The sequence below is a fragment of the Streptomyces sp. NBC_00212 genome (assembly GCF_045206365.1).
Lineage (GTDB): Bacteria > Actinomycetota > Actinomycetes > Streptomycetales > Streptomycetaceae > Streptomyces.
In genome coordinates, this window is sequence record NZ_CP108115.1 from 7,325,116 (window position 1) to 7,352,082 (window position 26,967).

The window sequence follows — 26,967 nt, forward strand, 5'->3', positions numbered from 1 at the left end:
TACCCGCACTCGTTGAATGCGGGGCCGGAACCCGCCCCGGTCAGCCGAGCCGGGGGATCTCGATCGCCGGGCAGCGGTCCATGACCATGTCGAGCCCGGCGGCGCGGGTGCGGTCGTAGGCGTCCTCGTCGATGACCCCGAGCTGGAACCAGACGGCCTTGGCGCCGATGGCGACGGCCTGGTCGGCGACGGCCCCGGCGAGGTCGCTGTTGACGAACACGTCCACCACATCGACCGGGAACGGGATCGCGTCGAGCGAGGCGTACCCCTGCTCGCCGTGGACGGTCTCGGCCTTGGGGTGCACCGGGACGATCCGCTTGCCGTAGCGCTGGAGGACGTCCGCGACTCCGTAGGCGGCTCGGCGCTGGTTGGAGGAGAGGCCGACGACGGCCCAGGTGTCTCCGGTGGCGGTGAGGATCTTGCGGATGATTTCCTGCTCGGACTGCTCGGACTGCACGGGGGTCTCCTCGAATGGGCTGTCCACGGTCATGGACGGAACGCTCACGGCCGTGGACGGCATTCCTGTCACGCCTCGTGGGCCGCGAAGCTCTCCCTGCGGCCGAGCTCCCGCCGCATGCGCCGGGCCCGGGCGTACTCCCGCAGCAGCACCCGCACCGCGCCCGGCGCCGAGGGCCGGGCCGAGCCCTTCAGCAGGCCGGCGCCCTTCCTGGTGGCCGCTGTGAGGGTGAGCTCGTCGAAGGCGATCAGGGCACGCACCAGCGGGCGTCCCTGCGCGGGGACGAGACCGGTCAAGGGCCGGCCGGCGGCGAGGGTGGTGCGGGCCTGCCCGAGCACGAAGGTGATCAACTCCCGGGCGCCGGGCAGGTCCCGGGCCTGCTCCAGGTCCTCGCGGGTGACCCCGCAGCGCTCCAGCGTCTCGCGCGGGATGGTGAGCCGCCCGTCGGCGAGGTCCTCCGCGAGGTCGTTGACGAAGTCGAGGCGCTGGCTGGCGTCGATGTACGTACGGCACCCCGCGCGGAAGTCCGCGGCGTCGTCCTGCGGCGCGAGCAGGCAGGCGACCAGCATGAAGGCGGGCAGTGAGTACTGGTCGATGTAGGCCTGGTGGTCCGCCTCCGTGGCGAACCCGGCGAACTCCAGGTCGGCGCGGGCGGTGAGCAGATATTCCTCGACATGGCCGCGCAGCCGGGGAAACGCCGTGCTGGTGTGCAGCAGCGGACGGATCACCGGGTGGCCGCTGTCGCCACCGGCCAGGCCCTCGCGTACGTGCTTCTCCCACTCGGCGTAGGCCGCCGCACGTTCGTCCTTCGGGCCGCTGTCGAGCAGGTTGTCGCTGTGGTGCATGAAGGCGGTCGCGGCGACCACGTGCGGGAACAGCGGGCCGGGCAGCAGCATGCGCGCGGCCAGGTAGGCGCTGCGCTTGAAGCGGGCGGCGAGTTCGCGCTGGCGCGTGTAGTCGGCGCGCAGCCCGGGATCGCGGATGCCCGCGGCGTCGAGGGCCTGGTTCCACGCGCTCATGTCTGGTGTCTCCTGGTGCTGGTCCCGGTTCGTGCTGTTGGGGGTGTCGAAAACCCGGGACCAGTTGATCACGGCGTTGGTCCACCCGGCCCTCCGGAAAACCCCGTGCACCGGGACCGGTCGGCTCCCTACACTCGCCACTGCGCGCCGCCGACAGGGCGTTGCGCGCCTCATGTCGAGTGACGAGCGTCGAGTGAAGAGAAGGGGAGCCGGGTCATGCGTACGCACCACACCGCGGCCATTGCTCCCCCGTCCCGGTACGACGTGATTTTGGTGTCTCGCATCGCTCGGTGACGGCTGCGCGGCCTTCACCGGATTTCTGTGACGTAGCGTCAGATCCCTTTGTTCGCCGTGCTGTTGTGACGTGTCGTCACGGCTGAGCCGACCGGGTTCTCGTCGTCCTGAATCGCGCTGCCTGCTTGCCCAGTCCGTCCCTGGGCATCCTCAGCGAAAGCATTCGAAAGGCCTCAGGCCATGCGTACCAACACGCGACCCCTCGCCGCGACTTCTTCCCTCTCCGCCGTTCGCAACCTCGGCATCCTCGCCCACGTCGACGCGGGCAAGACCACCGTCACCGAACGGATCCTGTTCGCGACCGGTGCCGTCTACAAGCGGGGCGAGGTGCACGAGGGGACGACCGTCACCGACTTCGACGCGCAGGAACGCGACCGCGGCATCACCATCTTCGCGGCGGCCGTCAGCTGCCGCTGGGACGGGCATCGCATCAACCTCATCGACACCCCGGGCCACGTCGACTTCGCGGACGAGGTCGAGCGGTCCCTGCGGGTGCTCGACGGGGCCGTCGCGGTGTTCGACGCCGTCGCCGGAGTCGAGCCGCAGAGCGAGTCGGTCTGGCGACAGGCCGACCGGCACGGTGTGCCGCGCATCGCCTTCGTGAACAAGCTGGACCGGACGGGCGCCGACCTCGACGAGGCGGTCGCCTCGATCCGGGAGCGGCTCGGCGCCGTACCCCTGGTGGTCCAGCTGCCCATCGGACGCGAGGACGGGTTCACCGGCGTCGTCGACCTGGTGCGCATGCGCGCCCTGCGGTGGCACGACGACACCTGCACGAGCGGGCCGGTCGACGGCGCACTGCTCGACGAGGCGACACGAAGGCGCCGCCTCCTTGAGGAGACGGTGGCAGAGCTCCATCCGGACGCCCTGGAGGAGTTCTGTGCGGCCTCGGCGCTGACCGAGCGGACCCTCGTACGCGCCCTGCGCGAGCTGACCCTGAGCGGGGACGCCGTGGTGGTGCTCTGCGGTTCGGCCTACCGCAACCGCGGGATCGAGCCCCTGCTGGACGCGGTGCTCGCCTACCTGCCGTCGCCCGCCGACATGCCGCCCGTGCGCGGCATCACGGCCGGCGTCGAGCAGGAGCGGGCGCCCGATCCGGCGGAGCCGTTCGCGGCGCTGGCCTTCAAGGTGGCGGCCACCACGCGCGGTCGCCTGACCTATCTGCGGGTCTACTCGGGCACCCTGCTCAAGGGCGACTCCGTACGCGACGCGGCGACCGGCCGCATCGAACGCGTCGGCCGGATCCTGCGCGTGCAGGCCGACCGGCACGAGGAACGGGAGGAAGCGATGGCAGGCGACATCGTCGCCGTGGTGGGCCTCAAGGCGACCCGGCCCGGCGCGACCCTGTGCGCGCCGGACGCACCCGTGCTCCTGGAACCGCCCTCGGTCGCCGAACCGGTGGTGTCGGTCGCCGTCGAGGCCAGGCGCAGCACCGACACGGGCCGGCTCGCCGCGGCGCTGGCACGCCTCGCCGAGGAGGACCCGTCGCTGGTGGTGCGGTCCGACGCGGAGACCGGCCAGACCGTGCTCTCCGGCATGGGCGAGCTGCACCTGGAGGTCGCGGTGGAGAAGATCCGCCGCGACCAGGGCGTGGAGGTCACCGTCGGCCGGCCCCAGGTCTCGTACCGCGAGACCGTCCTGCGCGGCGTGACCGGCCTCGTATACCGGCACGTCAAACAGGACGGCGGGGCCGGGCAGTTCGCGCAGGTCGTCCTTGATGTGGAGCCCTTGGAGGAGGTGGGATTCGAGTTCCGGTCGACGGTGGTCGGCGGCCGGGTGCCGCAGGAGTACGCGCGCGCCGTGGAGGCGGGCTGCCGCGACGCCCTCGCCGAGGGCCCGCTCGGCGGCCATCCGGTCACGGGCCTGCGGGTCACGCTCACCGACGGGGCGACCCACGCCAAGGACTCCTCGGAGCTGGCCTTTCGCACGGCCGGTCGCTTCGCCCTGCGCGAGGCGCTGCGGGCGAGCGTGATGGGGCTCCTCGAACCGGTCGTCGAGGTGACGGTGACCGTGCCCGAGGACGGCGTCGGCGGCGTCCTCGGCGACCTCGCGGCCCGCCGCGGCCAGGTGTCGGCGTCCACCGCCGGAGCCCGTTCCGCGGTGATCACGGCGACGGTCCCGCTGGCCGAGTTCTTCGGGTACGCATCCCGGCTGCGCGGCCGGACCCAGGGCCGGGGCACCTTCACCACCCGGCCCGCGCCGCTCGCGCCGGTACCGGCCGCGGTCGCCGACGCGCTCCTGACGCGGTAGCCGCCGCTGCCTGTCCCGCCCCGGTCGGCCGGGGCGGGACAGGCGCATAGGGTGGGCGGATGCAGGAGCAGTACCGCACCATCGCCCGCGAGGGCGTGCACGAGAGCGAGATCAACAGGTCGCGCTTCATCTGCGCGCTCGCGCCCGCCGCGACCGAACAGGAGGCGCAGGCGTTCGTCGCCCGCATCCGCAAGGAGCACCCGACCGCCAGCCACAACTGTTTCGCGTACGTCATCGGAGCCGACGCCTCCGTACAGAAGGCGAGCGACGACGGCGAACCCGGCGGCACCGCGGGCGTGCCGATGCTCCAGATGCTGACCCGGCGCGAGGTGCGGTACGTCGTCGCCGTGGTCACCCGTTACTACGGTGGAGTCAAGCTTGGCGCGGGCGGTCTGATCAGGGCGTACGGCGGTGTCGTCGGCGAAGCCCTGGACGCGCTCGGCACCATCGTGCGCCGGCGGTTCCGCCTCGCCAGCGTCACCGTCGACCACCAGCGCGCGGGCAAGCTGGAGAACGACCTCAGGGCGACCGGCCGCGCGGTGCGCGAGGTGCGGTACGCGGAGGCCGTCACGATCGAGCTCGGGCTGCCCGAGGCCGACGTCGAGGCCTTCCGCGGCTGGCTCGCCGACGCCACCGCCGGCACCGCGACGCTGGAGCTGGGCGGGGAGGCGTACGGCGATGCGTGAGCTCGGCGGCAGCCGCACGGGAGGGCTGAGGCGGGGGGAACAGCCGGATGTCCCGGTAACCGCCCGTGATGTCAGACCCCACCGTTACCCTCGGGGATCATGAGATTCCTGCACACCTCGGACTGGCACCTGGGCCGGTCCTTCCACCGGGTCGACCTGCTCGACGCCCAGGCGGCGTTCGTCGACCACGTGGTGGCGACGGCGAGTGACCGGGGTGTGGACGCGGTGCTGGTGGCGGGGGACGTGTACGACCGGGCGGTGCCGTCGCTCGCGGCCGTCGAGCTCTTCGACCGGGCGCTGCACAGCCTCGCAGGCCTCGGCGTGCCCACCGTGATGATCTCCGGCAACCACGACTCGGCGCGCAGGCTCGGCGTCGGGGCCGGCCTGATCGAGCGGGCCGGGATCCATCTGCGGACCGACCCGGCGGGCTGCGGCACGCCGGTCATGATCGGCGACGTGGCCTGCTACGGGCTGCCCTACCTGGAGCCCGCCCTGGTCAGGGACGAACTGGCGGCGCCGAAGGCCGGGCACGAGGCGGTCCTTGCCGCGGCGATGGAGCGCGTACGGGCCGACCTCGCGACCCGCCCCGACGGCACCCGGTCCATCGTCCTCGCGCACGCCTTCGTGGCCGGGGGCGAGCCGAGCGACAGCGAGCGCGACATCACCGTAGGGGGAGTCGCCGCCGTGCCCGCCGGGGTCTTCGACGGCGTCGACTACGTGGCCCTCGGTCACCTCCACGGCAGCCAGGTGATCACCGACCGGGTCCGCTACTCCGGCTCCCCGCTCGCCTACTCCTTCTCCGAGGCCACCCACCGCAAGTCCATGTGGCTGGTGGACCTCGCCGCCGACGGAGCCGTCACCGCCGAACGCGTCGACTGCCCGGTGCCGCGCCCCCTCGCCCGGATCCGGGGGCACCTCGACGAACTCCTCGAAGACCCGGCGCTGGCCCGGCACGAACAGGCATGGGTGGAGGCCACGTTGACCGACGCGCAGCGCCCGGCCGACGCCATGGCCCGGATCAGCACCCGCTTCCCGCACACCTTGAGCCTCGCCTTCGACCCCGAGCGGGCCGACGGCGACCCGCACGCCTCGTACGCGCAGCGGCTCAGCGGCCGCAGCGACCAGCAGATCGCGGAGGACTTCGTGGCGCACGTGCGCGGCGGCAGCGGCCCCGACGACCGGGAACGCGCGGTGCTGCAAGGTGCGTTCGACGCCGTGCGCGTGGACGACGGCGTGCGCGAGGTGGCCCGGTGAGGCTGCACCGCATGCGCGTCACGGCCTTCGGCCCCTTCGCGGGCAGCCAGGAGGTCGACTTCGACGCGCTGTCCGCCGCGGGCCTGTTCCTGCTGCACGGACCGACCGGCGCGGGCAAGACCTCGGTGCTCGACGCGGTCTGCTTCGCCCTGTACGGAGCGGTCCCCGGCGCCCGGCAGAGCCCCGGCACCCCCCTGCGCAGCGACCACGCCGCACCCGACGTCTTCACCGAGGTGCTGCTCGAACTGACCGTGGGCGAGCGGCGGTTGGAGATCACCCGCCGCCCGCAGCAGGACCGGCCCAAGAAGCGCGGCAGCGGCTTCACCACCGAGAAGGCGCAGACCTGGCTGCGCGAGTACGACCCGGCCGACCGCGCCTGGCGGGCGCTGAGCCGCTCGCACCAGGAGATCGGCGAGGAGCTCGGCCGGCTCATCGGGATGAGCCGGGAGCAGTTCTGCCAGGTCGTGCTGTTGCCGCAGGGCGAGTTCGCCAAGTTCCTGAGGTCGGACGCGGAAGCGCGCGGGCGACTCCTTGGCAGGCTCTTCGACACCCGCAGGTTCGCCGCAGTGGAGGACCGCCTGGCCGAGCTGCGCAAGACCGCCGAGCGTCAAGTCAAGGACGGCGACGACCAGTTGCTCGCCCTCGCCCAGCGCATGGCGCAGGCCGCGGGCGACAGCGCAGACGCACGCGCGTGGCCGCTGCCCGACGCACGGCCGGGGGACCCAGGCCTGGCGTCGGCCGTCCTGCAATGGGCGGCCGTCGCGCGGGGTGGGGCGCGCGAGCGCCTCGACATCGCCTCGGCCGCCGTGGCTGCCGCCGAGAGCAGGCAGGCGGCCGCCCGACGCATCGCCGAAGAGGCCCGGCAGCTGGCGGCCCTTCAGGAGCGGTACGCCGAAGCGGCCCGCAGGGCGGAGGAGTTGGCGGCCCGCCGTCCCGAACAGGACGAGCTGCGGGCCCGTTTGGAGACGGCCCGCAAGGCAGAGCTGGTCTCGCCCGCGCTGGAATGGTGGGAGCAGGCCCAGCGCGCCCACCGCACGGCCACCGCCGAACGGGACCGCTCCCGCGCCCGGCTGCGCCCGGACCTTGCCGACGCCGGGGCCGATCAACTCGCCGCCCTGGAACGGAGGATGCGGCAGGATCTCGGCGCCCTGGAGTCCGCTCGCCGGGCCGAGCGCCGCAGCGCGGAGATCGACGACGAGCGCGCCCGCCTCGATCGGCAGGCCCGCGCCGACGAGGACGCCCTCAGCGATACCGCGGCATGGCTTGCGGGCTGGGAGACCACTCGGACCGATCACCAGACCCGCATCGAGCGGGCCCACGAAGCGGCGACCCGCGCGGAACAGCTCGCCGGACAGCTCGATCCGGCCCAGCGGCGGCTCGCGGCAGCCCGGGAGCGCGACGCGCTGCAGGCCCGCCTGACCGAGGCCGACCGGCGGCATGCCGGCGCCCGCGAGGCCGCCAACGCCGCTCACGAACACTGGCTGGCGTTGCGCGAGGAGCGGCTGCGTGGCATCGCGGCCGAGCTGGCGGCGCGGCTGCGCGAGGGCGAGCCGTGCGCGGTGTGCGGCTCGGCCGACCACCCCGCGCCCGCGCGCCCCGGCACCGGCCAGATCGACCGCGCGACCGAGGACGCCGCGCAACAGGCTTACCGGCACGCCGACCGGGCCCGAGCCGAGGCCGAGGCCGCGTTGTCCTCCCTGCGGGAGGAGCTCGCGGGTGCGCGGGCCGCGGCGGGCGCGGCGAGCGTGGCCGAACTGGCCGGTGCGGCGGGGGAGTTGCAGCGGGCGCACGGCGCGGCGCGGGACGAGGCGGCCGGGCTGCACGAGGCGCGGCTGGCGCTCTCCTCGGCAGAGGGGGAGTACGAACGGCGGCTGACCGCCCAGCGCACGGCCCAGCAGAACATCGCCGCTCGGACCGCGAGCCGCGAGGCTCTGGATCGCGAACAGGCCGCCCTGGAGCGGGAGTTGAGCGAGGTGCGGGCGGGTGCGGCCAGCGTCGCGGAGCAGGCCGGGCTGCTCGAACACCGGGCGGCCATCCTCGCCGAGGCGGTGGAGGCGGTCCGCGCCGTCGAGGACAGCGCCGAGCGGCTCAAGGAGGCCGACGGCCGGCTATCGGAGGCGGCGTTCCGGGCCGGATTCGACACCCCGGCCGCGGCATCTGCGGCGCTGATCGACGAGCGGGGCCAGCGCGACATTCAGCACCGGCTCGACGAGTGGCAGCACCAGCGGGCCACGGTCACCGCGCGCCTCGCCGAGCCGGAGACGGCAGCGGCCGGTCTTGCCGCGCCGGCCCGTACCGAGGAGGCGGCGGCCGGGTCCGCGGCGGCCGAACGGGCCCTGCGGGAGGCGGCGTCGGCGCTCTCGGCGGCCCGGGCCCGCTGCACGGAACTGCACGCGCTGAGCCGTCGGGCCACCGAGGAGACCCGCAGGATCGGCCCGCTGCGCGAGGAGTACGAGCGGGTGGCCCGCCTCGCCGGGCTCACCGCGGGCACCTCCGCCGACAACGAGCGCAAGATGCGCCTGGAGTCGTACGTGCTGGCCGCCCGCCTCGAACAGGTCGCGGCCGCCGCGACGGCCCGGCTCCAGCGGATGTCGGGCGGGCGGTACACGCTGGTCCACTCCGACGCGAAGGGCGGCCGGGGCCGCTCGGGGCTCGGGCTCCACGTGGTCGACGCCTGGACGGGCCGCGAGCGCGACACGGCGACGCTGTCGGGCGGCGAGACGTTCTTCGCCTCCCTCGCGCTGGCCCTGGGCCTGGCCGACGTCGTCACCGACGAGGCGGGTGGGGCGCGCCTTGACACCCTCTTCATCGACGAGGGCTTCGGCAGCCTCGACGACCAGACGCTGGACGAGGTCCTGGACGTCCTGGACTCGCTGCGGGAGCGGGACCGCAGCGTGGGCATCGTGAGCCACGTGGGCGACCTGCGGCGCCGCATCCCGGCACAGCTGGAAGTGGTGAAGGACCGGGCGGGCTCGTCGGTGCGGCTGAGGGGGGTGGCAGCTGGGGCTCCGCCCCAGACCCCGTAGGCCCCCACCCCGCCCCTTCCCGAAACCCGCCGGGGGTGAGTGTTCGAGTGCGGACCGTGGCTGGCTGGTCGCGCAGTTCCCCGCGCCCCTAGCAGGATGGTGCTGGCCCGGGTCGGCATCTTCAGCCCGTCCGGCGTTTGAGGACGAGCGCCCTTCAGGCGCGAACAGGGTCTGGGGCGGAGCCCCAGGAGGCCTTCAATCCCCGGAGGGCACGCGGCGGAGCCGCAGAGTGTCACAGCGGGAAGGGACGGGGTGGGGGCATCCGGGGTCTGGGGCGGAGCCCCAGCGCACCCGGCTGCCCCGCTCAGTGGCCGATCGCCCGACGCGGGAGCGGGGACGAATACACCACGCTCGTCGTCACGGACCCCAGCGTCCCGATCTTCCCCGAGATCTCCTCCAGGTGGCTCATCGACCGCGCCCCCACCTTGATCACGAAGCAGTCGTCGCCCGTCACATGGTGGGCCTCCATGATTTCCGGCGTCGCCTCCACCAGATCGTGGAACGGCTTGTAATGGCCGTTCGGATAGCGAAGCCGGACGAAGGCGAGGATCGGCCGGCCGAGGCGTTCCTGGTCGACGACGGCCGTGTAGCCCGCGATCACCCCGGCCTCTTCGAGCCGCCGCACCCGCTCGGTGACGGCGCTCGCCGACATGGAGACGGTCCGGGCCAGCTCGGCGAACGTGGCCCGGCCTTCCTGCTGGAGGGCTTCCAGAATGCGCCAGTCGGTGGCGTCCGGGGAATACGCGGTCATGCCGCCCAGACAACCGTGAAATCCCCGGCGGATCAAGAGTTGTTCCGGGGATCGGACCTTCCCGGAGTTGATCACTGGCGCATAGATTTTCAGCCATGACGACACAGCTGACCGCCCCCGCCAACCCCGTCCTGCGCGTGGCCCCGGCCGCCCCCGCCGACGCCGCCGCCTACTTCCGCGCGAGCCTGGTCTTCCACGCGGACGTCTCCGACGTGGCTTCCGCATTCGCCGTCGAGGGCGACCCCGGATTCGTGGTCCTGGACTCCCGCTCCACCGCGTCCTGGGACCAGGGCCATGTGCCCGGCGCCGTCCACCTGCCGACCGCGCTGATCGCCGAGCAGGCCGAGCAGCTCCTGGACAAGGCCGTCCCGGTCGTCACGTACTGCTGGGGACCGGGCTGCAACGGCGCCACCCGTGCGGCCCTCGCGCTCGCCGAACTCGGCTTCCAGGTCAAGGAGATGCTCGGCGGATTCGAGTACTGGGTCCGCGAGGGCTTCGCGTTCGAGACGTGGGAGGGCGGCGAGAAGCGCGCCGCCGACCCGCTGACCGCGCCCGTCGATTCCGAGGACTGCGGTTGCTGAACCCGGAGGGCACCGAGGGGGCGGGGCGGCCCGGTCGACGGACCGCCCCGCCGGCACCTCAGAGCTTGGACAGCTCGTCGACCAGGTCGTCGAGGCCGAGCGAGCCCTGCGAGAGGGCCGCCATGTGCCAGGCCTTCGGGTCGAAGGCGTCACCGTGGCGGGCCCGGGCGTTCTCACGGCCGAGCAGCCAGGCGCGCTCGCCCAGCTTGTAGCCGATCGCCTGCCCCGGCATCGACAGATAGCGGATCAGCTCGCTCTGTACGAAGTCCGCCGGACGGCTGCTGTGGCCGCCGAAGAACTCGTGCGCCAGCTCCGGCGTCCAGCGCTCACCCGGGTGGAACGGCGAATCCGCCGGAATCTCCAGCTCCAGGTGCATGCCGATGTCGATGATCACCCGGCAGGCGCGCATCATCTGCGCGTCCAGGTAGCCGAGCCGGCGCTCGGGGTCGGTGAGGAAGCCCAGCTCGTCCATCAGGCGCTCCGCGTACAGCGCCCAGCCCTCGGCGTTGGCGCTGACGTGACCGACGGTGGCCTGGTAGCGGGAGAGCTGGTCGGCGACGTGCACCCACTGGGCGATCTGGAGGTGGTGGCCCGGCACGCCCTCGTGGTACCAGGTCGACACCAGGTCGTACACCGGGAAGCGGGTCTCGCCCATGGTGGGCAGCCAGGTGCGGCCGGGCCGCGAGAAGTCCTCGGAGGGGCCCGTGTAGTAGGGGGCGGCCGCGCCGCCGGGCGGTGCGATGCGGGACTCCACCTTCCGTACCCGCTCGGCGAGTTCGAAGTGCGTGCCGTCCAGCGCTTCGATGGCCTCGTCCATCAGGGACTGCAGCCAGTCGCGGACCTCGTCGACGCCCTCGATGTGCGCGCCGTGCTCGTCGAGGTGGGCCAGCGCCTCCCAAGGGCCCGCGCCGGGCAGGATCTTGGCGGCCTCGGTCTTCATCTCGCCGAGCAGCCGGTGGTACTCGGACCAGCCGTAGGCGTACGCCTCGTCGAGGTCGAGCGCGGTGCCGTTGAAGTACTGCGACCAGCGCTGGTACCGCTCGCGGCCCACCGTGTCGGCGGATCCCTCGATGGCCGGCGCGTACACGTCGCGCAGCCAGTCGCGCAGCGCGACAAGGGCGGCGGACGCCTCGCCCGCCGCCGTGTCGAGTTCGGTGCGCAGCGACTCGGGGCCCGGCGCCGCGAGCCCCTCGAAGAAGCCGGTGTCCACCCACTCGCCGAGCTGGCCGATGACGGTGTCGGTGGCGCGCGGCCCGCCGAACAGCTTGCGTTCCAGGCCGAGTTCGAGCGAGGACCGGTAGCCCTCGATGGCGGCGGGCACCGCGCGCAGCCGGGAGGCGACCGCCCGCCAGTCCTCTTCGGTCTCCGTGGGCGTCATGGTGAACGCCATCCGGACGCTGTGGGCGGGCGAGTGCAGATTGCTGACCGCTCGCAGGCCCTCGTCGGCTTCGTGGACGGCGAGTTCGGAGGTCAGTCGCTCCCGCAGCAGCCGGCCGCAGCGGCGCTCGGCGTCGCTGTCGGCGCCGGGCTGCCGCTCGGCCTCGTCGAGGCGGGCGAGCGTGGTGCGCGCCAGGTCGGCCACGGCCGCCTGTCCAGCGGGGGAGAAGTCGGGCAGGAGGGCGTGGCTCGCCCTGACGCCCAGATAGCTCCCGGTGATCGGGTCGAGTTCGATGAGTGCGTCGACGTAGGCGTCGGCGATCTGGCGGGGCAGCGCGCTGCTGGAAGTGACTGACATGCGGACATCCTCTCCGAGCGAGGGCTCCGCGTCACCACCAATCTTGCCGGAACGCCTGACCGGGTCGCCGAGAACCGATCCGCTCAGCGCTGTTCGAAGTGCCCGCGGCGGCCGGCGGAGCTCATCGGGGCCGTCTTGTCGAGGCGGGCGGTGACCACCAGGGTGCCCTCCTCGACCTGGTAGTCCAGCGGCAGGCCGAGCCCGCGCATGGCCGCGACCATGCCGGTGTTGGAGGCCTGGGTGACGGCGTACATGCTGTCGCAGCGGGCTTCGACGGCCAGGTCGGCCAGGCGGCGCAGCAGTTCGGAGCCGATGCCGCGGCGCTGCCAGGAGTCCTCGACGAGCACGGCCACCTCGGTCTCGTCGCCGTCCCACAGCAGGTGGCCGAGCGCGACCAGGCGTCCGGAGGCGGTCTGCACGGCGAGGGTGCGGCCGTAGCGCGGGCTGAGCAGATGGCCGAGGTAGCGGTCGGCGTCGGCGACGGGGCCGTGGTAGCGCAGGCCGAGCGTGCGGTCGGAGCACCGCTCGTGCATGGCCTTGGCGGCCTCGATGTCGCTCTGGTCGGCGCGCCGTACGGTGATCTCGTTGCCCTCGGGCAGCGTCAGGACGTCCTCGCTGCGCGGGACGCGCGGGCCGAGCCGGGCGTCCAGCTCGACCAGCGCCCGGGCCCGGGCGAACTCGGTGGGGGTGAACGGGAGATGGGGCCGCTCGATGGTGATCGCCCCGCCGTTCGGGTCGCGAAGCCGCATGGTCGTCGACTCCAGTACCCCCTCGACGGGAGCCGTCTCGCCGGTGGGGCGGCCGGTCAGGGAGACCGCGGGCAGCGAGTGGATGGTGCAGCGGCCGAGCAACTGGCGCAGCGCGAGCGGGAGTTCGGCCGCATCCAGCGCGGTTCGGGTGGCGAGGCCGAGCACCCGGGTCGGCGCGTCCACGAGGTCGTGGGCGTCGGCCCGCTCGGTCCAGGTGTCGTGGCCGCCCGCCGCGGAGATCACCCGGGAGAGTTCGGCGGCCGACAGCTCGGCAGGCGTACGCAGCAGGAACTCGTCCACGGTGCCTTCCGCGAGCGGGTGCGTCTGGAGCGTGAGGATGTCCACGCGGTGCCCGGCGAGCGCGGTGCACAGCGCGGCGAGACTGCCGGGCTCGTCCCGTACGGTCGTCCGCATCCGCCAGAGCGCCGTCTCGCGGGGCGCGCCGTCGGCTCCCGAGACGGCGTCGGTATCGCCCGTGTCGCCGGTGTCCGGGAGCGGTGGCGCATGGCTGTGGCGGCGGGCCCACCAGGTGTGGAACGCCGCCGTGGCGACCAGTGCCAGCGCCGAGGCGACCAGCAGGAACGGTCCGTCGGGGCCGTGCGCGACCAGGTTCGCGAGTCCGTCCGCGACGGCCACGGCCGTGAACAGCGCGGCGAGCTCGACGAGGTCCCGCCGCCAGTGGTGACGGCGGCGGGTGTGCTTGTTGGACAGCTGTCCTTGCGTACCAGTCATGGCATCACTGTGACTCAGCGGTGTTGCGTGATCACGAACGCTTTGTGACTGACGGGTTAAGTGTGCTTCTGATGCTCTTTTGGCTGTTTTCTGCCGGGTATGGCCTGGAGTGTTCGTCTCCGTCTCCCGGCCTGACCATCACCGGCCCCAGGGTCACTGACCCACGAGCCCGGGCCGCAGCACCTGGGTGAAGAGTACCGAACCGCCCTGCGCCCGCAGCCGCACGGTCAACTCGCCGGAGCCGCCGTCGATCTCGATCTCGCCGAAGTTCGGCGGCGCCTCCATGGGCGAGGCGTTGGCCGTGGCCGGGGCGTGCACGAACACCTGCCGGGGGCCGAACGTGCCGTCCACCTTGTCCGGGGGAAAGCCGCCCGCGGCGAGCGGCCCCGACACGAACTCCCAGAACGGGGCGAAGTCCTTGAACGCGGCCCGCGACGGGTCGTAGTGCTCGGCGGCCGTGTAGTGCACGTCCGCGGTGAGCCACAGCGTGCCCGTGATCCGCTGGTGCTTGATGAACCGCAGCAGCTCGGCGATCTGCAGCTCGCGCCCGAGCGGCGCGCCCGGGTCGCCCTGGGAAACGGCCTCGAAGTCGGTCGCGCCGTCCACGACGACGAGGCTGAGCGGCATGTCCGCGGCGATGACCTTCCACACCGCCCGCGACCTCGCCAACTCCCGCTTCAGCCACTGGAGTTGCTCGGCTCCGAGGATGCCGACCCTGTCGTCGGGCTGTCGGTCGGGCGAGTTGGCATCGCGGTACGTCCGCATGTCGAGCACGAACACATCGAGGAGCGGGCCGTGCCGCAGCACCCGCTGCACCCGCCCCGCGCGGTCGCCGGTGCCCAGCGTCGAGATCGGGAAGTACTCGCTGAACGCCCGCCGCGAACGGGCCGCGAGCACATCGAGGTTCTTCTCCGTGTAGCGCGCGTCGTCCAGGATCTGCCCCGGGTACCAGTTATTACGGACCTCATGGTCGTCCCACTGCACGATGGACGGCACCTGGGCGTTGAACGCGCGGACGTTCTCGTCGAGCAGGTTGTACCGGAAGTTGCCCCGGTACTCGGCGAGGGTCTCGGCGACCTTGGACTTCTCCTCCGTGGTGATGTTGCGCCACACCCGGCCGTCGGGCAGCGTCACGCTCGGCAGGATCACGTTGTCGGCGTAGATGTTGTCGCCGCTGCACAGGAAGAAGTCCGGGTCCAGGCGCCGCATTTCGTCGTACACGCGGTAGCCGCCGATGTCCGGGTTGATGCCCCAGCCCTGCCCGGCGATGTCCCCGGACCACAGGAACCGCACGTCGTCGCGCCGGCTGTCGGGCGCGGTGCGGAAGGTGCCGTGGACCGGCCGGCCGGTGCGCCTCGGGTCGTCGGGGTCGGCCAGGGTGACCCGGTAGTGGATCTGCTCGCCGGCCGGAAGCCCGCGCAGCGACGTCGTGCCGGTGAAGTCCGTACCCGGCCCGAGCAGCGGCCCCTGCCATCTGCGGGCGCGCCGGAAGGACTCCGTCGCGGACGTCTCCACGACCATCCGGGCCGGACGGTCGGAGCGCGCCCAGATGAGCCCGGACGAGGCGGTGATGTCGCCGGCCTGCACACCCCAGGAGGCGCTCGGCCGGCCGGAGCGGGCGAACGCGGGCGCCGCGGCGAGCCCGGCCGGCAGGGCGAGACCCGCCGACGCGGCGAGCGAACCCTTCAGTACGGTACGGCGGTTGGGCATCGGTGTCGCCTCCTGGGGAGGTTGGTCGCTGGGTGCCCTGCCATGCCTACTGCCCGGTGGCGGCGCGAGCGCGAACACCGGGTGAACAACCGGACCGGGCCGAGGGAACCGGAACCAGGGACCGATCGGCTCGCCGATGCCGCTCTGGCGGGCAGCCCCCTCGCCTGCCTCCAACTCGGCCTCAAATTAGGCGAGTTGGACTGTCGATCGGGTTGGCACCTCACCGACCGGGCGGCTTCCGTCCAGGATGACCCGGGTGACCAGGGCGGGGTCGTCGTTCATGGGGACGTGGCCGCAGCCGGGCAGCCGCACGAGCCGGGCCCCCGGGACGGTGTGCTTGGCGCGGACGCCCTGGCGGCGCAGGAGCAGCCGGTCCTTGCTGCCCCAGGCGACGGTCACCGGCACCCCGGGCACGTCGTCGGTGAACAGGACGCCCTGCCCGGCGGCCAGGGTCTGCTCGAAACCCGGCGCGGTGCGCAGCGCCAGCGTCTCGGCGACGACGGCCTCCGGCGAACGCCGGGCGGGGCGGGCGTAAATGGTGCTGGTCAGCGCGGTGCGCCCGGCGGCGGTGCGGGACATCCGCTCGACGACCGGGAGCGGCAGCGCCTGCGCCACCTGCCGCATCATCCGCAGAACACTGAACGCATACTGCCGCTCGGACGGCGTCCAGAAGCCGGCGGGGGAGAGCGCCGTCACCGACCGTACGAGCTTCTCGCGCCCCAGCTCCAGGGCGAGCAGGCCGCCCAGTGAATTCCCCGCGACGTGCGGCCGCTCGATGCCGAGGGCCTCGCACAGCGCGCCGAGGATCGGGACGACGGTGGAGAGGCCGTAGGAGACGCCGTCCGGCAGCGCGGGCGAGGCGCCGAAGCCCGGCAGGTCGATGGCGATCACATCGCGGTCGGCAGCCAGCAGATCGAAGACCGGGTCCCAGGCCTGAAGGTGGTGGCCTATGCCGTGGAGCAGCAGGAGCGGCTCGCCCGTGCCCTCGCGCCGGTAGGTGACCGAGGTGGAGCGGCTCCCCAGGGGAGTGTCGAAAGTGAACGAGACCTCTGCGGTCATGGGGCTGCTCCCTGTCCTGGGATCCACACTTAGACGTCCTGTCAGCAACAACTACCGCTCGGTAGCCTGGAGTTCAAGAGGCATAACGGACATGTCGGCGGCCGGCGGCTTTTCCGGAGTCCGGCTCGTCGCCCCGGGGCCCTCGCGCGGCACGGCCGTCACCGGGGCGCGAACGTCGTGTGAACGCTCTGCGGCAACCCTCGTGCGCGCTCCGTAACGGAACGAGGATTGGTCTTGACCAAGGGGGTGGGCCGCCCTATGGTCGCAGAGTTAGTGCAGGAACCTTTAATAAACAAGGGCACGGAAAGCCGCCGCGGACACGGCGATTGCGGAGGATCAGGGTGGGGACCACGCAGCTGGAATCGGTGCCGGAACCGAAGTACTGGCACCTCAAGACGGTACTCAGCGAGGCGCTCGACTCGGACTTCGCGGTGGGCGAGATTCTGCCCAACGAGCGTGACCTCGCGGCCCGGTTCGGCGTCGCACGCGCCACGCTCCGCCAGGCACTGGAACAGCTCGAACTCGAAGGCCGGCTCCAGCGCCGCCGCGGCGTCGGCACCACCGTCGCCCCGCCCCGCACGGCCGTCCCGGTCTCCACCGCCCAGCACGACTGGCCCGGTGCGCCCGGCGATGCCTGGCAGACCGCGGATGCCACGGCCGCCGTGCCGCCGGTCGCGGTCGCCCGCCTCTTCGACACCCCCGTCGGCGAGGAGATGCACACCGTCCGCCGGACCCGGGTCGCCCACGGCCAGGCCGTCGCCGCCGAGCTCCTCTACGTTCCGGTCGGCTCGGTGCCCGAGCTCTCCGCGATCGACGTGCCCTCGGGCCCGGCCCGCGGCCGCGCCGTCCTGCGTGAACTGCAGCGCCTGGAGCTCGAAGGCCAGGACCGCGCCGTGGAACTCGGCTCGGCGCGCGCCGACGACGCCAAGGAACTCGACCGGCTGCCCGGCGCGCCCGTCCTCGTCGTGACCACCCGGTACTTCGCCGAGGGCCGCACCGCGGCCGTCTCCGTCGCCACCTACCGCGCGGACACCTGCCGCCTCACCTTCGGCGACTCGGTCGATGTGGAGATCAACCACCCCGGCCCGCAGCGCCGGGCCTCCTGACCCCGGTCCACGACTCGCAAAAACCGCACGGCCCGCAGCTCCCGAAGCTGCGGGCCGTGATGTGTTCCGAAGGTGCCTCGGTACGGTCGCCTCGGGGCGCCTCGGCGCGCTCACTCGGCTCAGCGCCGCGCCGTCACCGTTCCCTCGACGGCGAACAGCTCTTCCTCCACGTGATCGAGGGCGAGCCGCAGCGCGCCGGTCGCCACCACCGCCTCACCCAGCATCGAGAGCACCACGCGAGGCGGCCGCAGACAGTACCGCGCCAACTCCCTGCGCAGCGGCTCCAGTACGCCGTCGATGCCGGCCGCCCAGCCGCCCACGACGACCAGTTCCGGATCGAGGGCGAGCACCAGCGCGGCCACGTCGTGCACCAGCCGCTGAAGGAACCGCTCCACCGCGGCCTGCGCCCGCGCATCGCCCTGCCGGGCCAGCGCGAACACATCGGCGACGGCCTGCTCGTCCAGCGGGTGCAGCGGCTCGTCCGTCGTCGAGAGCAGCTTCTCGGGGGTGACGTCGCGGCCGAGCAGGTGCAGCGCGCCGATCTCGCCCGCCGCGCCGCCGAAGCCCCGGTGCAGCCGGCCGCCGATCAGCGAACCCGCTCCCGGGCTCAGACCGGCCATGACGAAGACGATGTCGTCGGAGTCGGCCGCCGCGCCCTTCCAGTGCTCGGCGACGGCCGCGGCGTTGGCGTCGTTCTCGACCAGCACGGGACAGCGGAAGGAACGCCGCAGCCGCTCGCCCAGCGGCAGACCCGTCCACTCGGGCAGCGCGGTGCCCAGCCGCACGGTTCCGTCGGCCTCGACGATGCCCGGGCTGCCGACGCCGACAGCACGCAGCGAACTGCGCGCCACACCGGCTTTGCGCAGCACATCGGCGACGGTCATCCGGACCCGTTCGAGGCGCTCGTCGGCCGAAGCCGTCTCGGGTACCTCGCGGGAACCCGCGCCGAAGATCCGGCCGTCGAGGCCGGAGAGCAGGGCGGCTACCCGGTGCGGACCGATCTCTATGCCGAGCAGATGCCCCGCCTCGGCCCGGAACCTGAACCGCCGTGCGGGCCGGCCCTGACGCCGCGCCTCGCCCTCCTCGGGCGCCGACTCGACAACGAGCCCGGCCTCCATCAGGCCGTCGACCACGCCCTCGACCGTCGGCCGCGACAAACCGGTGATCCGGGTCAGATCGGTCAGTGTGGGAGATTCCGCGCCCCTGAGGGCGTGCAGCACCACCGCGGAATTGATCCGCCGCAGCAGAGAGGGGTCCCCGCCGGTCAGCCGCCCCAACGTGTGTCCTCCCAGCTCGTGCGCGTGTCTGCCGGATCGTACTCGCTGGTCAGGTGTACGGCGAGCGGCGGCCGGTAACGGAGGCGCATCAGCTCGGGGCCACGAAACCGGACTCGTACGCGGCGATGACCGCCTGGGTGCGGTCCCGGGCACCCAGCTTCGCGAGCACCGCGCTCACGTGCGTCTTCACGGTCTCCGTGCCGACGATGAGCTTGGCGGCGATCTCCGCGTTGGAAAGTCCCCGCGCCATCAGGCGCAGCACCGCGGCCTCCCGGTCGGTGAGCGCCGCCTCGGCGAGCGCCGAGCGCGCCGCACCGTTGCCGTACTCGGCGGCGAGCGCGCGCACCGCCGCCGGGAACAGCAGCGAGTCGCCCTCCGCCACGAGCCGGACCGCGTTGACGATCTCGGCGGGCCGGGCCCGCTTGAGCAGGAAGCCGTCGGCCCCGGCCCGCAGCGCCTCGTACACGTACTCATCGTTCTCGAAGGTCGTCACCACCAGGATCTTCGGCGGGTCCTCCACCGTGCGCAGCACCGCCCGGGTCGCCTCTATGCCGTCCAGGAGCGGCATCCGCACATCCATCGCGACGACGTCCGGCCGCAATTGCCGCACCAGCGGGATCACGGCCGCCCCGTCGGCCGCCTCGCCCACCACCTCGATGTCGGGCTGCGCTTCGAGCACGGCCCGCAGACCCGCGCGGACCAAAGGCTCATCGTCGACCAGAAGTACGGTTACCGGCATCCGGCCAGCCTAGTCGCAGGCCAGAGGGGCACCCGGGGGCCTGTGGACAACGCCGGATCCGGTGCCTGGCACCGGGGTCGGACGCCATGTCGAAGGCCAGGCCATCAGAAGGCCAGGTCATCAGGACGGGTGTCAGCCCAGCGGCGCGGCCAGGCGTGTGGCCGGACCTGTGGCCAGCTGTGCGGCCGGATGCGCGGCCGCACATCCGGCCGGACGCAGGCTCTGACGTCAGATCAGCGTGTCCAGCGGCAGCCGCACCCGCACGCGCCACTCGCCTTCGTGCGCCCCCGTCTCCGCCTCCCCTCCGAGCAGAGCGGCCCGCTCCCGCATCCCTCGCAGACCGCTGCCTCCCTTTCCACCGGGCGCCGCCCCCGTCAGCGGGTTGGTCACATCCATCTCAAGTCGCCTGCCCAGCACGGCCATTCGGATCCGCACGGGTACGGGCCCCGAGTGCCGCAGCACATTGGTGAGTGCCTCCTGCAGGATGCGGTAGCCCTCCCGCGACACCGGACCGGGCACCTGCTCCAGCGGGCCGGAGAACTCCGCGTCGACCTCGGCGCCCGAGCCGCGGGCCGACTCGATGAGCCGGTCGGCCTCCAGGAGTGTGGGGCGCTGACTGGCCGGCAGGCCCGTTTCGCGCAGGACGAGCAGTACCCGCTCCAGGTCCTCCAGGGCGGCCCGGCCGGTCTCCTCGATCGCCGCCAGCGCCCGGTCGGTGAACGCGGGGTCGCCGGCCGCGCGGGCCGCGCCCGCCTGCACCACGGCGACGGTCAGCGCATGGCCGATGGAGTCGTGGATCTCGCGGGCGATGCGGTTGCGTTCGAGGAGCAGCTCGGTCCGCTCTTCGAGCGCGCTGAGCCGCTCGCCGGCCGAAGGGCCGAGCAGCTTGCGCGCGATGAAGGTGATGAGGTTCCCGGCCAGCACCAGACAGGCCGGCATGACTATGAGCGGCACCAGCGCGAGCGGCACGAGCCAGCCGTGGGGCGCAAGGCCGGGCGCCAGCCATCCGAAGACGAGCGGAGCGCCGCCCAGTCCGCGCGCGACCAGGTCCACGGACACCGACGGAAGCCAGACGGTGCCCGCGATCGCCAGGCCGGACAGCACGAGCCGCGCCTCCAGCCAGAGCACGGTCCGCCAGCGGTCGCGCCAAGTGGCCGACGGCGCGGCCGAGATGGACGCGTCGGGCCTGCCGCGCTCGCCAGGGGTGAGAAGGAGCTGCGCCTGAATGCCCTCTTCGAGACGCACCGCCGGTATCAGCCCGAGCGGTACGACGAGCAGCCCGAGGACCCACACGCGCTGCATGTCGATGAAGAGCCAGATCGCCACGAACGCGATCGGGATCAGCAGATGCAGCCAGCGCGTGTAGGTGACCGGGCGGGTCAGCGGGCGAAGTGAGCGGTGCATTCGCCCATCGTCCCAGCGCGCCGATCGATCCGGCTTCCCCGTGCGGGGGAGAAGCTCCCCTCCGCCGGGGGAGGCGGCTGACCTGCGCGGACGGCGACGCTTGAGGCATGACAAGGATCGACGTCCAAGAGCTCCGCAAGGAGTACGGCACCACGCGAGCCGTGGACCGGCTCACCTTCGCGGTCGAGCCCGGCCGGGTGACCGGCTTCCTCGGCCCCAACGGCGCGGGCCAGTCCACCACCATGCGCATCCTGCTCGGCCTCGACCGGCCGACCTCCGGCACCGCACTGATCGGCGGCCGCCGGTACGCGGACCTGACGGAGCCGTTGCGCGAAGTGGGCGCCCTGCTCGACGCACAGGCCGCGCACGGCTCCCGCACGGCCCGCAGCCATCTGCTGGCCCTCGCGGTGAGCAACCGCATACCGGTGCGGCGCGTGGCCGAGGTCCTGGAGGAAGCCGGGCTCGCGGGGGTCGCGGGCCGCCGGATCAAGACGTTCTCGCTCGGGATGCGGCAGCGGCTCGGGATCGCGGCAGCCCTCCTCGGCGACCCGGCGGTCGTGATCCTGGACGAGCCGTCCAACGGCCTGGACCCCGAAGGGATCATCTGGACAAGGGAGTTGATGCGCGGTCTCGCACGGGAGGGCAGGGCGGTGCTCGTCTCCAGCCATCTGATGAACGAGACCGCGTCGTTCGCCGACCACCTGGTCGTGCTCGGCCGCGGCCGGCTCCTCGCCGACACCCCGATGCGGGACTTCATCGACTCCCGGATCCGGCCCAGGGTCCGGCTGCGCACCACCGAAGGCTCCCGGCTGCGGGCCCTGCTGCTCGGCAAGGGCTTCGACCCGGTCCAGGCAGAGGACGGACGCTGGACGGTGGAGGGCGCACGCGTCGACGAGATCGGCCCGATCGCCGCACGCGAGGGCATACCGATCCTCGAACTCGCCGATGAGGAAGCCACGTTGGAGCAGGCCTACCTCGATCTGACCGCCGACCAGGCGGAGTACACGTCCTCCCGCGCGCCCCAGTCCCAGGAGGTTTGAACCATGTCGTTCCCCGCGGTACTCCACACCGAGTGGATCAAGGTCCGTTCGCTGCGTTCCCTGGTGGGCTCCCTGCTGACCGTCCCCGTGGCGACGGCGGGCCTCTCCCTCCTCGTCTGCGCCGCGCTGGGCCGCCCACAGCCCGGCAGCACGGACTTCGACCCGGTGCTGTTCTCCTACTACGGCCTGAATTTCGGGCAGTTGGCAGCGATCATTTTCAGCGTCATAGCCATGGCGGGTGAATACAAGAACGCGGGGATCCGGATATCCCTGGCGGCCGTGCCCGACAGGACGCTGTTCTACGGCGCCAAACTCGCGGTGATCGGCGGGTGTGTCCTCGCGGTCGGCCTGGTGGCCGGCCTGATCAGCTTCCTCGGCGGCCAGGCGCTGATGGACCGGGGCTTCGGCATAGGCATCGCGGATCCGGGCGCGCTGCGCGCGGTCGTCGGCTGCGCCTTCTATCTGGCCCTGATCAGCCTGCTCTCGGCCGGAGTCGCCGCCCTGCTGCGCAGCGTCACCGGCGCGCTGAGCGTGCTCGTACCGCTGTTCCTGATCGTCCCGTTCGTGGTCGGAGACGTGTCGCAGGGCGGCAGCGGGGCCGACTTCCTGCCGGACCGGGCGGGCCAACAGGTCCTGCTCCAGCACCCGGTCGGGACGCTCGGGCCGTGGAGCGGGATGGCCGTCCTGGCGGCCTGGACGGCGCTCGCGGCGGGCGCCGGCTGGTGGGCGCTGCGGCGGCGCGACGCCTGACCGGATGGCGGCTGTCCAGTTGCTGACGGCACGCCAATTGTCAGTGCCGGGCGGTTTACTGACGACATGACCACCGCTCTGTATCTCCAGCACATCGACCGGCTGCGCTCCCGGGAATTCCCCGCGGAGCGCAGCCGAAGCGGCGCGGATGTGAGCGGCCCGGGATATCACTGCGCATGCCTGAGCGCCGACGAGGAGGAATGGGAGGACCTGACCGAACGACTGGAAAAACGTGCCCAATGCGTCGCCGACCACGACGCCCTGGTGGCCGAGCTCACCCGACGCTGGGAGGAACCGCAGTGGATCAGCCTCTGGAGCGCCCAGGCCCGGCTGGTCGCGGGCGAGGCGATACCGGAGCCCTGGGCGGAGTTCGCCGTCGGCTTCGACTTCCTGAACCTGTGGCGGGTCGAGGGCAGATGGATAGCCGTGGGCCTGGACCTGGAGGCGGAGGGCCCGGGCTGGGACCTGAGCGTGACGGTGACGGAGGTGGACCCGCCGTAGTGGCCGGGACGCCTGCCCCTGTGCAGGGGGGAGCGCCCCCGACGGCGCGGGTCAGTCGAGGCCGGCCTGCGCGGCGACGCGCAACCGCCCGTACTCCTCGGCCATCGTCTGCGCGGTCCAGTGCGCGTTCAGCCCGCTGGGATTGGGCAGCGCCCAGACCCGGGTCGTGCCGATCGGGTGGTCCTGGGGGCCGATCTGGGCCCGGCGGTCGCCGAAAGCCGTGCGGTAGGCGGTCACGCCCACCACGGCCAGCCAGTCGGGCCGGAGCCGCTCGACCTTCGCCGCCAGCAGGCGCCCGCCCTCGCGGAACTCCTCGGCGTCGAGTTCGTCGGCCCGCGCGGTGGCCCGGGCCACCACATTGGTGATGCCGAGACCGTACGAGAGGAGCTCGCCCTGCTCGGCGGGCTTCAACTGCCTCGGCGTGAAGCCGGACAGGTGCAGCACCGGCCAGAAGCGGTTGCCCGGGCGGGCGAAGTGGTGGCCCGTGGCCCCGGACATCAGGCTCGGGTTGATGCCGCAGAACAGCACGGACAGGCCGCCCGCGATCACGTCGGGGATGACGGTGTCGCGGGCGGCCTGGAGTTCCTCGGGGCTCAGCACGGGTGCGGGATCAGAGGATCGAGCCCGGGGCGTAACCGGCGGCCGCGGGATGCTGCTTGACGATCTCCTCGATGCGGGAGACCACGGCGGTGACCTGGTCGCCGGCGGCACCGGTGAAGGACAGCTTGTCGGCCATCAGGCCGTCGAGCTGGGCGCGGTCGAGCGGCATGCGCTCGTCGGCGGCCAGCTTGTCGAGGAGCTCGTTGCGCTCGGCGCCCTGCTCGCGCATCGCGAGGGCGGAGGCGACGGCGTGCTCCTTGATGACCTCGTGCGCGGCCTCGCGGCCCACTCCGGCGCGGACGGCGGCCATCAGGACCTTCGTCGTGGCCAGGAACGGCAGGTAGCGGTCCAGCTCACGGGCGACGACGGCGGGGAACGCGCCGAACTCGTCGAGGACCGTCAGGAAGGTTTCGAGCAGGCCGTCGAAGGCGAAGAACGCGTCGGGCAGCGCGACCCGGCGGACCACCGAGCAGGAGACGTCACCCTCGTTCCACTGGTCGCCCGCCAGCTCGCCGGTCATCGAGGCGTAGCCGCGCAGGATGACCATCAGGCCGTTGACGCGCTCGCAGGAGCGGGTGTTCATCTTGTGCGGCATCGCGGACGAGCCGACCTGGCCGGGCTTGAAGCCCTCGGTGACCAGCTCGTGCCCGGCCATCAGCCGGACCGTCTTGGCGACCGAGGACGGCGCGGCGGCCAGCTGCACAAGGGCGGTCACCACGTCGTAGTCGAGGGAGCGCGGGTAGACCTGGCCGACCGAGGTGAAGGCGTGCGCGAAGCCGAGGTGGCCCGCGATGCGCTGCTCCAGGTCGGCGAGCTTCGAGGCGTCGCCGCCGAGCAGGTCGAGCATGTCCTGGGCGGTGCCGACGGGGCCCTTGATGCCGCGCAGCGGGTAGCGGGCGAGCAGATCCTCAAGGCGGCCGTACGCCACCAGCAGCTCGTCGGCCGCGGTCGCGAAACGCTTGCCCAGGGTCGTGGCCTGCGCGGCCACGTTGTGCGAGCGCCCGGCCATGACCAGCTCGGCGTACTCGCCGGACAGCTTGCCGAGGCGGGCGAGGACCGCGACCGTGCGGTCCCGCATCAGTTCGAGGGAGAGCCGGATCTGGAGCTGCTCGACGTTCTCGGTCAGGTCGCGCGAGGTCATGCCCTTGTGGACCTGCTCGTGGCCGGCCAGCGCGTTGAACTCCTCGATGCGGGCCTTCACATCGTGCCGGGTGACCTTCTCGCGCTCGGCGATGGAGGCGAGGTCGACCTGGTCGATGACGCGCTCGTAGTCGGCGAGTGCGGCCTCGGGCACCTCGATCCCCAGGTCCTTCTGGGCGCGCAGCACGGCGAGCCACAGCTGGCGCTCCAGCTTGACCTTCTGCTCGGGGGACCAGAGGACGGCGAGCTCCGCGGAGGCGTAGCGGCCGGCCAGAACGTTCGGGATGCGAGGCTTCGCAGACACAGCAGTCACGTGTCCAGAGTCTACTGGCGATTTCTGCAGGCCAGTGCCCCACCCCGGTTTGTGCCTTGCTACGAGAAGGTACGCCGCTGCCGAGGCCGGGCGCACCGCTCACGGAGCGGAACGGGCGGTCGGCTCGCGGTGACGGCCGTGCTCACGCCTCCACCGCGTCGCCGAGCTCGAAGCCGAGGGCCTCGGCCGCGGCGGCAGGGGTGGGCTGGGCCCAGCGGCCGGCCATCGCCTCCCGCGAGGACAGCGAGCGCAGCTCCGCGCGGTCCAGGTACAGCGTGCCGTCGAGGTGGTCGGTCTCGTGCTGGACGATGCGGGCGGGCCAGCCGGTGAACACCTCGTCCACCGTGCGGCCGTGCTGGTCGAGCGCGCGCAGGCGTACGTTCGCGTGCCGGGCCACGACAGCGCCCCAGCCCGGCACGCTCAGGCAGCCCTCGAAGAACGCGGCCCGGCCGGGCCCGACGGGCTCGTACGACGGATTGATCAAGACCCGGAACGGCTGCGGGACGCGGCCGCGGACCTGCCTGATCTCCTGCGAGACCTCCGCCGCGTCCTCGATGACCGCGAGCCGCAGCGGGAGGCCCACCTGCGGTGCGGCGAGGCCGACGCCGGGAGCGGCGAGCATCGTTTCGCGCATCGCCCCGATCAACCGGTCGAGACGCTTGCGGTCCAGGCGGTCGTCCACCGGTTCGGCCGGCCGGCGCAGCACGGGGTCGCCGGCGGCGACGATCGGCAAGGGGCCGGAACCGGCGAGCAGTTGGTCGACGAGGTCGGTGAGTGCGGGGGACGACATGCCCACAGCATGCCAAGAACGATCACTCGGCGCGCAGCCGGGTTCATGTCCGCCTTGTGAACAATCCGGTCTTCCGGGAATGCGCGGCCGGAATCGGATCTTTCATGTGAGGGAGCCCGGAGCGATCGGCGTCGAGGTCGAAGTCGAGGTCGAAGGCGCAGACAGCGGCCCCCGAGCCCCGGCGTTGCCTCATCCGACGTTGCCTCATCCCGAGCGAGGAGATCATGACCAACGCGTCCGTCCGCACCGAGACCCCGGCGCATCCGCTGGACAACCCCGCGTACGCCTCGCTGACCGGGCCGCACGCTCGGTTCGCCGAGGTGCGCGGCAGGGTGCTGCGCTACGAGACCGACGTCTCGCCCTGGCTCGGGCTGCCCGTGGACCCGGACGCCGGCGACTGGGCGGACCTGGCCGCGCTCGCCGGGCCCGGTGCGGAAGTGGCGCTCCCCGGGGTGCGGGTCGAGCTGCCCGAGGGCTGGGAGATCACCTTCGACCTGGAGGGCGTCCAGCTCGTCGACGAGGCGATGGACGCCCGTCCCGACGAGGAGGCGATACGGCTCGGCGCGGACGACGTGCCCGACATGCTCGCCCTCGTGGAGCGCACCCGGCCCGGGCCGTTCCTGCCCCGCACCGTGGAGCTCGGCACCTATCTCGGCATCCGCCGCGAGGGCCGGCTGATCGCGATGGCCGGCGAGCGGCTGCACCCGCCGGGCTGGACCGAGATCAGCGCGGTCTGCACCGACGACGCGTTCCGCGGCCAGGGCCTCGGCTCCCGCCTCGTCCGCGCGGTCGCCTTCGGCATCAGGGAGCGGGGCGAAACACCGTTCCTGCACACCGCGGCCACCAACACCGCCGCGATCAGGCTGTACGAATCGCTGGGGTTCCGGCTCCGCCGCACCACCCGGTTCCTCGCGGCCCGGGTGCCGGAGCCGAGCACGGCGGGGTGACGAGCCGTCGGGCCTGCAACTCCTGTTCGGCGAAGCCGAGTTGATGATGGGTCAGTG

The 26,967-nt window shown here is 72.7% G+C and carries 23 protein-coding genes; 10 read left to right on the plus strand and 13 right to left on the minus strand.

Annotated features, from left to right (window positions below):
* Positions 1 to 40 precede the first annotated feature (40 nt).
* On the minus strand, positions 41 to 490 hold the full coding sequence (locus tag OHA17_RS33430) for a CoA-binding protein (protein WP_406509583.1): 450 nt from the start codon (positions 488 to 490) through the stop codon (positions 41 to 43).
* A 35-nt stretch (positions 491 to 525) separates the two neighbouring features.
* On the minus strand, positions 526 to 1,476 hold the full coding sequence (locus tag OHA17_RS33435) for a phytoene/squalene synthase family protein (RefSeq protein ID WP_406509584.1): 951 nt from the start codon (positions 1,474 to 1,476) through the stop codon (positions 526 to 528).
* A gap of 474 nt (positions 1,477 to 1,950) precedes the next feature.
* On the opposite strand from OHA17_RS33435, the gene fusA reads away from it, so the two are divergent.
* The 4 genes from fusA (at position 1,951) to OHA17_RS33455 (ending at position 8,986) form a co-directional block, all read left to right on the plus strand.
* Entirely contained in the window at positions 1,951 to 4,020 is a 2,070-nt protein-coding gene (fusA, locus tag OHA17_RS33440) for an elongation factor G (RefSeq protein ID WP_406509585.1), read from the plus strand.
* A 59-nt stretch (positions 4,021 to 4,079) separates the two neighbouring features.
* Positions 4,080 to 4,706, plus strand: coding sequence for a YigZ family protein (locus tag OHA17_RS33445; protein ID WP_398877791.1), 627 nt, complete (start codon positions 4,080 to 4,082; stop codon positions 4,704 to 4,706).
* Between the two features lie 99 nt (positions 4,707 to 4,805).
* The gene (locus OHA17_RS33450; RefSeq protein ID WP_406509586.1) at positions 4,806 to 5,960 is read left to right on the plus strand and encodes an exonuclease SbcCD subunit D; all 1,155 of its coding nucleotides are present in this window, start codon (positions 4,806 to 4,808) and stop codon (positions 5,958 to 5,960) included.
* Complete coding sequence (locus OHA17_RS33455) at positions 5,957 to 8,986, plus strand: AAA family ATPase (protein WP_406509587.1); 3,030 nt, start codon at positions 5,957 to 5,959, stop codon at positions 8,984 to 8,986. The genes OHA17_RS33450 and OHA17_RS33455 overlap by 4 nt, the downstream gene beginning before the upstream one ends.
* A gap of 304 nt (positions 8,987 to 9,290) precedes the next feature.
* Here OHA17_RS33455 and OHA17_RS33460 read toward each other — a convergent pair whose 3' ends face one another.
* Complete coding sequence (locus OHA17_RS33460; protein ID WP_406509588.1) at positions 9,291 to 9,737, minus strand: Lrp/AsnC family transcriptional regulator; 447 nt, start codon at positions 9,735 to 9,737, stop codon at positions 9,291 to 9,293.
* 95 nt (positions 9,738 to 9,832) lie between these two features.
* Here OHA17_RS33460 and OHA17_RS33465 point away from each other — a divergent pair, with 95 nt between their 5' ends.
* Positions 9,833 to 10,318 (plus strand): rhodanese-like domain-containing protein, encoded by a 486-nt coding sequence (locus tag OHA17_RS33465; RefSeq protein ID WP_406509589.1) that lies wholly within the window; start codon positions 9,833 to 9,835, stop codon positions 10,316 to 10,318.
* Between the two features lie 58 nt (positions 10,319 to 10,376).
* Here the strand turns inward: OHA17_RS33465 and OHA17_RS33470 are convergent, their stop codons facing one another.
* The 4 genes from OHA17_RS33470 to OHA17_RS33485 form a co-directional block, all read right to left on the minus strand.
* Positions 10,377 to 12,053, minus strand: coding sequence for a DUF885 domain-containing protein (locus OHA17_RS33470; protein WP_406509590.1), 1,677 nt, complete (start codon positions 12,051 to 12,053; stop codon positions 10,377 to 10,379).
* Positions 12,054 to 12,136: 83 nt separating this feature from the next.
* The gene (locus OHA17_RS33475; RefSeq protein ID WP_406509591.1) at positions 12,137 to 13,534 is read right to left on the minus strand and encodes a GNAT family N-acetyltransferase; all 1,398 of its coding nucleotides are present in this window, start codon (positions 13,532 to 13,534) and stop codon (positions 12,137 to 12,139) included.
* A 153-nt stretch (positions 13,535 to 13,687) separates the two neighbouring features.
* Positions 13,688 to 15,244, minus strand: coding sequence for an alkaline phosphatase D family protein (locus tag OHA17_RS33480; RefSeq protein WP_406509592.1), 1,557 nt, complete (start codon positions 15,242 to 15,244; stop codon positions 13,688 to 13,690).
* A gap of 186 nt (positions 15,245 to 15,430) precedes the next feature.
* Positions 15,431 to 16,303: an alpha/beta fold hydrolase gene (locus tag OHA17_RS33485; RefSeq protein ID WP_406509593.1), complete on the minus strand. Its 873-nt coding sequence runs from the start codon at positions 16,301 to 16,303 to the stop codon at positions 15,431 to 15,433.
* A 341-nt stretch (positions 16,304 to 16,644) separates the two neighbouring features.
* On the opposite strand from OHA17_RS33485, the gene OHA17_RS33490 reads away from it, so the two are divergent.
* Positions 16,645 to 17,409, plus strand: coding sequence for a GntR family transcriptional regulator (locus OHA17_RS33490; protein WP_406509594.1), 765 nt, complete (start codon positions 16,645 to 16,647; stop codon positions 17,407 to 17,409).
* Positions 17,410 to 17,528: 119 nt separating this feature from the next.
* Here the strand turns inward: OHA17_RS33490 and OHA17_RS33495 are convergent, their stop codons facing one another.
* The 3 genes from OHA17_RS33495 to OHA17_RS33505 form a co-directional block, all read right to left on the minus strand.
* Positions 17,529 to 18,686: an ROK family transcriptional regulator gene (locus OHA17_RS33495; protein WP_398877813.1), complete on the minus strand. Its 1,158-nt coding sequence runs from the start codon at positions 18,684 to 18,686 to the stop codon at positions 17,529 to 17,531.
* Positions 18,687 to 18,774: 88 nt separating this feature from the next.
* Positions 18,775 to 19,425 carry a response regulator transcription factor gene (locus OHA17_RS33500; protein WP_053724229.1) on the minus strand — a complete coding sequence of 217 codons (651 nt, stop codon included), beginning with the start codon at positions 19,423 to 19,425 and terminating at the stop codon, positions 18,775 to 18,777.
* Between the two features lie 228 nt (positions 19,426 to 19,653).
* Positions 19,654 to 20,829: a sensor histidine kinase gene (locus OHA17_RS33505; protein ID WP_406509595.1), complete on the minus strand. Its 1,176-nt coding sequence runs from the start codon at positions 20,827 to 20,829 to the stop codon at positions 19,654 to 19,656.
* Between the two features lie 107 nt (positions 20,830 to 20,936).
* On the opposite strand from OHA17_RS33505, the gene OHA17_RS33510 reads away from it, so the two are divergent.
* The 3 genes from OHA17_RS33510 (at position 20,937) to OHA17_RS33520 (ending at position 23,120) form a co-directional block, all read left to right on the plus strand.
* Entirely contained in the window at positions 20,937 to 21,869 is a 933-nt protein-coding gene (locus tag OHA17_RS33510; protein ID WP_406509596.1) for an ATP-binding cassette domain-containing protein, read from the plus strand.
* 3 nt (positions 21,870 to 21,872) lie between these two features.
* Positions 21,873 to 22,619: an ABC transporter permease gene (locus OHA17_RS33515; protein WP_406509597.1), complete on the plus strand. Its 747-nt coding sequence runs from the start codon at positions 21,873 to 21,875 to the stop codon at positions 22,617 to 22,619.
* 66 nt (positions 22,620 to 22,685) lie between these two features.
* The gene (locus OHA17_RS33520; protein ID WP_398877821.1) at positions 22,686 to 23,120 is read left to right on the plus strand and encodes a hypothetical protein; all 435 of its coding nucleotides are present in this window, start codon (positions 22,686 to 22,688) and stop codon (positions 23,118 to 23,120) included.
* A 51-nt stretch (positions 23,121 to 23,171) separates the two neighbouring features.
* On the opposite strand, the gene mug is transcribed toward OHA17_RS33520, so the two are convergent.
* The 3 genes from mug to def form a co-directional block, all read right to left on the minus strand.
* Entirely contained in the window at positions 23,172 to 23,717 is a 546-nt protein-coding gene (gene mug, locus OHA17_RS33525) for a G/U mismatch-specific DNA glycosylase (protein ID WP_406510880.1), read from the minus strand.
* Between the two features lie 13 nt (positions 23,718 to 23,730).
* Positions 23,731 to 25,173, minus strand: a complete 1,443-nt coding sequence (gene purB, locus OHA17_RS33530) for an adenylosuccinate lyase (protein ID WP_398877823.1) — start codon at positions 25,171 to 25,173, stop codon at positions 23,731 to 23,733.
* Positions 25,174 to 25,315: 142 nt separating this feature from the next.
* Positions 25,316 to 25,963, minus strand: coding sequence for a peptide deformylase (gene def, locus OHA17_RS33535; RefSeq protein WP_406509598.1), 648 nt, complete (start codon positions 25,961 to 25,963; stop codon positions 25,316 to 25,318).
* Positions 25,964 to 26,187: 224 nt separating this feature from the next.
* On the opposite strand from def, the gene OHA17_RS33540 reads away from it, so the two are divergent.
* Complete coding sequence (locus tag OHA17_RS33540) at positions 26,188 to 26,910, plus strand: GNAT family N-acetyltransferase (RefSeq protein WP_406509599.1); 723 nt, start codon at positions 26,188 to 26,190, stop codon at positions 26,908 to 26,910.
* Positions 26,911 to 26,967: the final 57 nt, after the last annotated feature.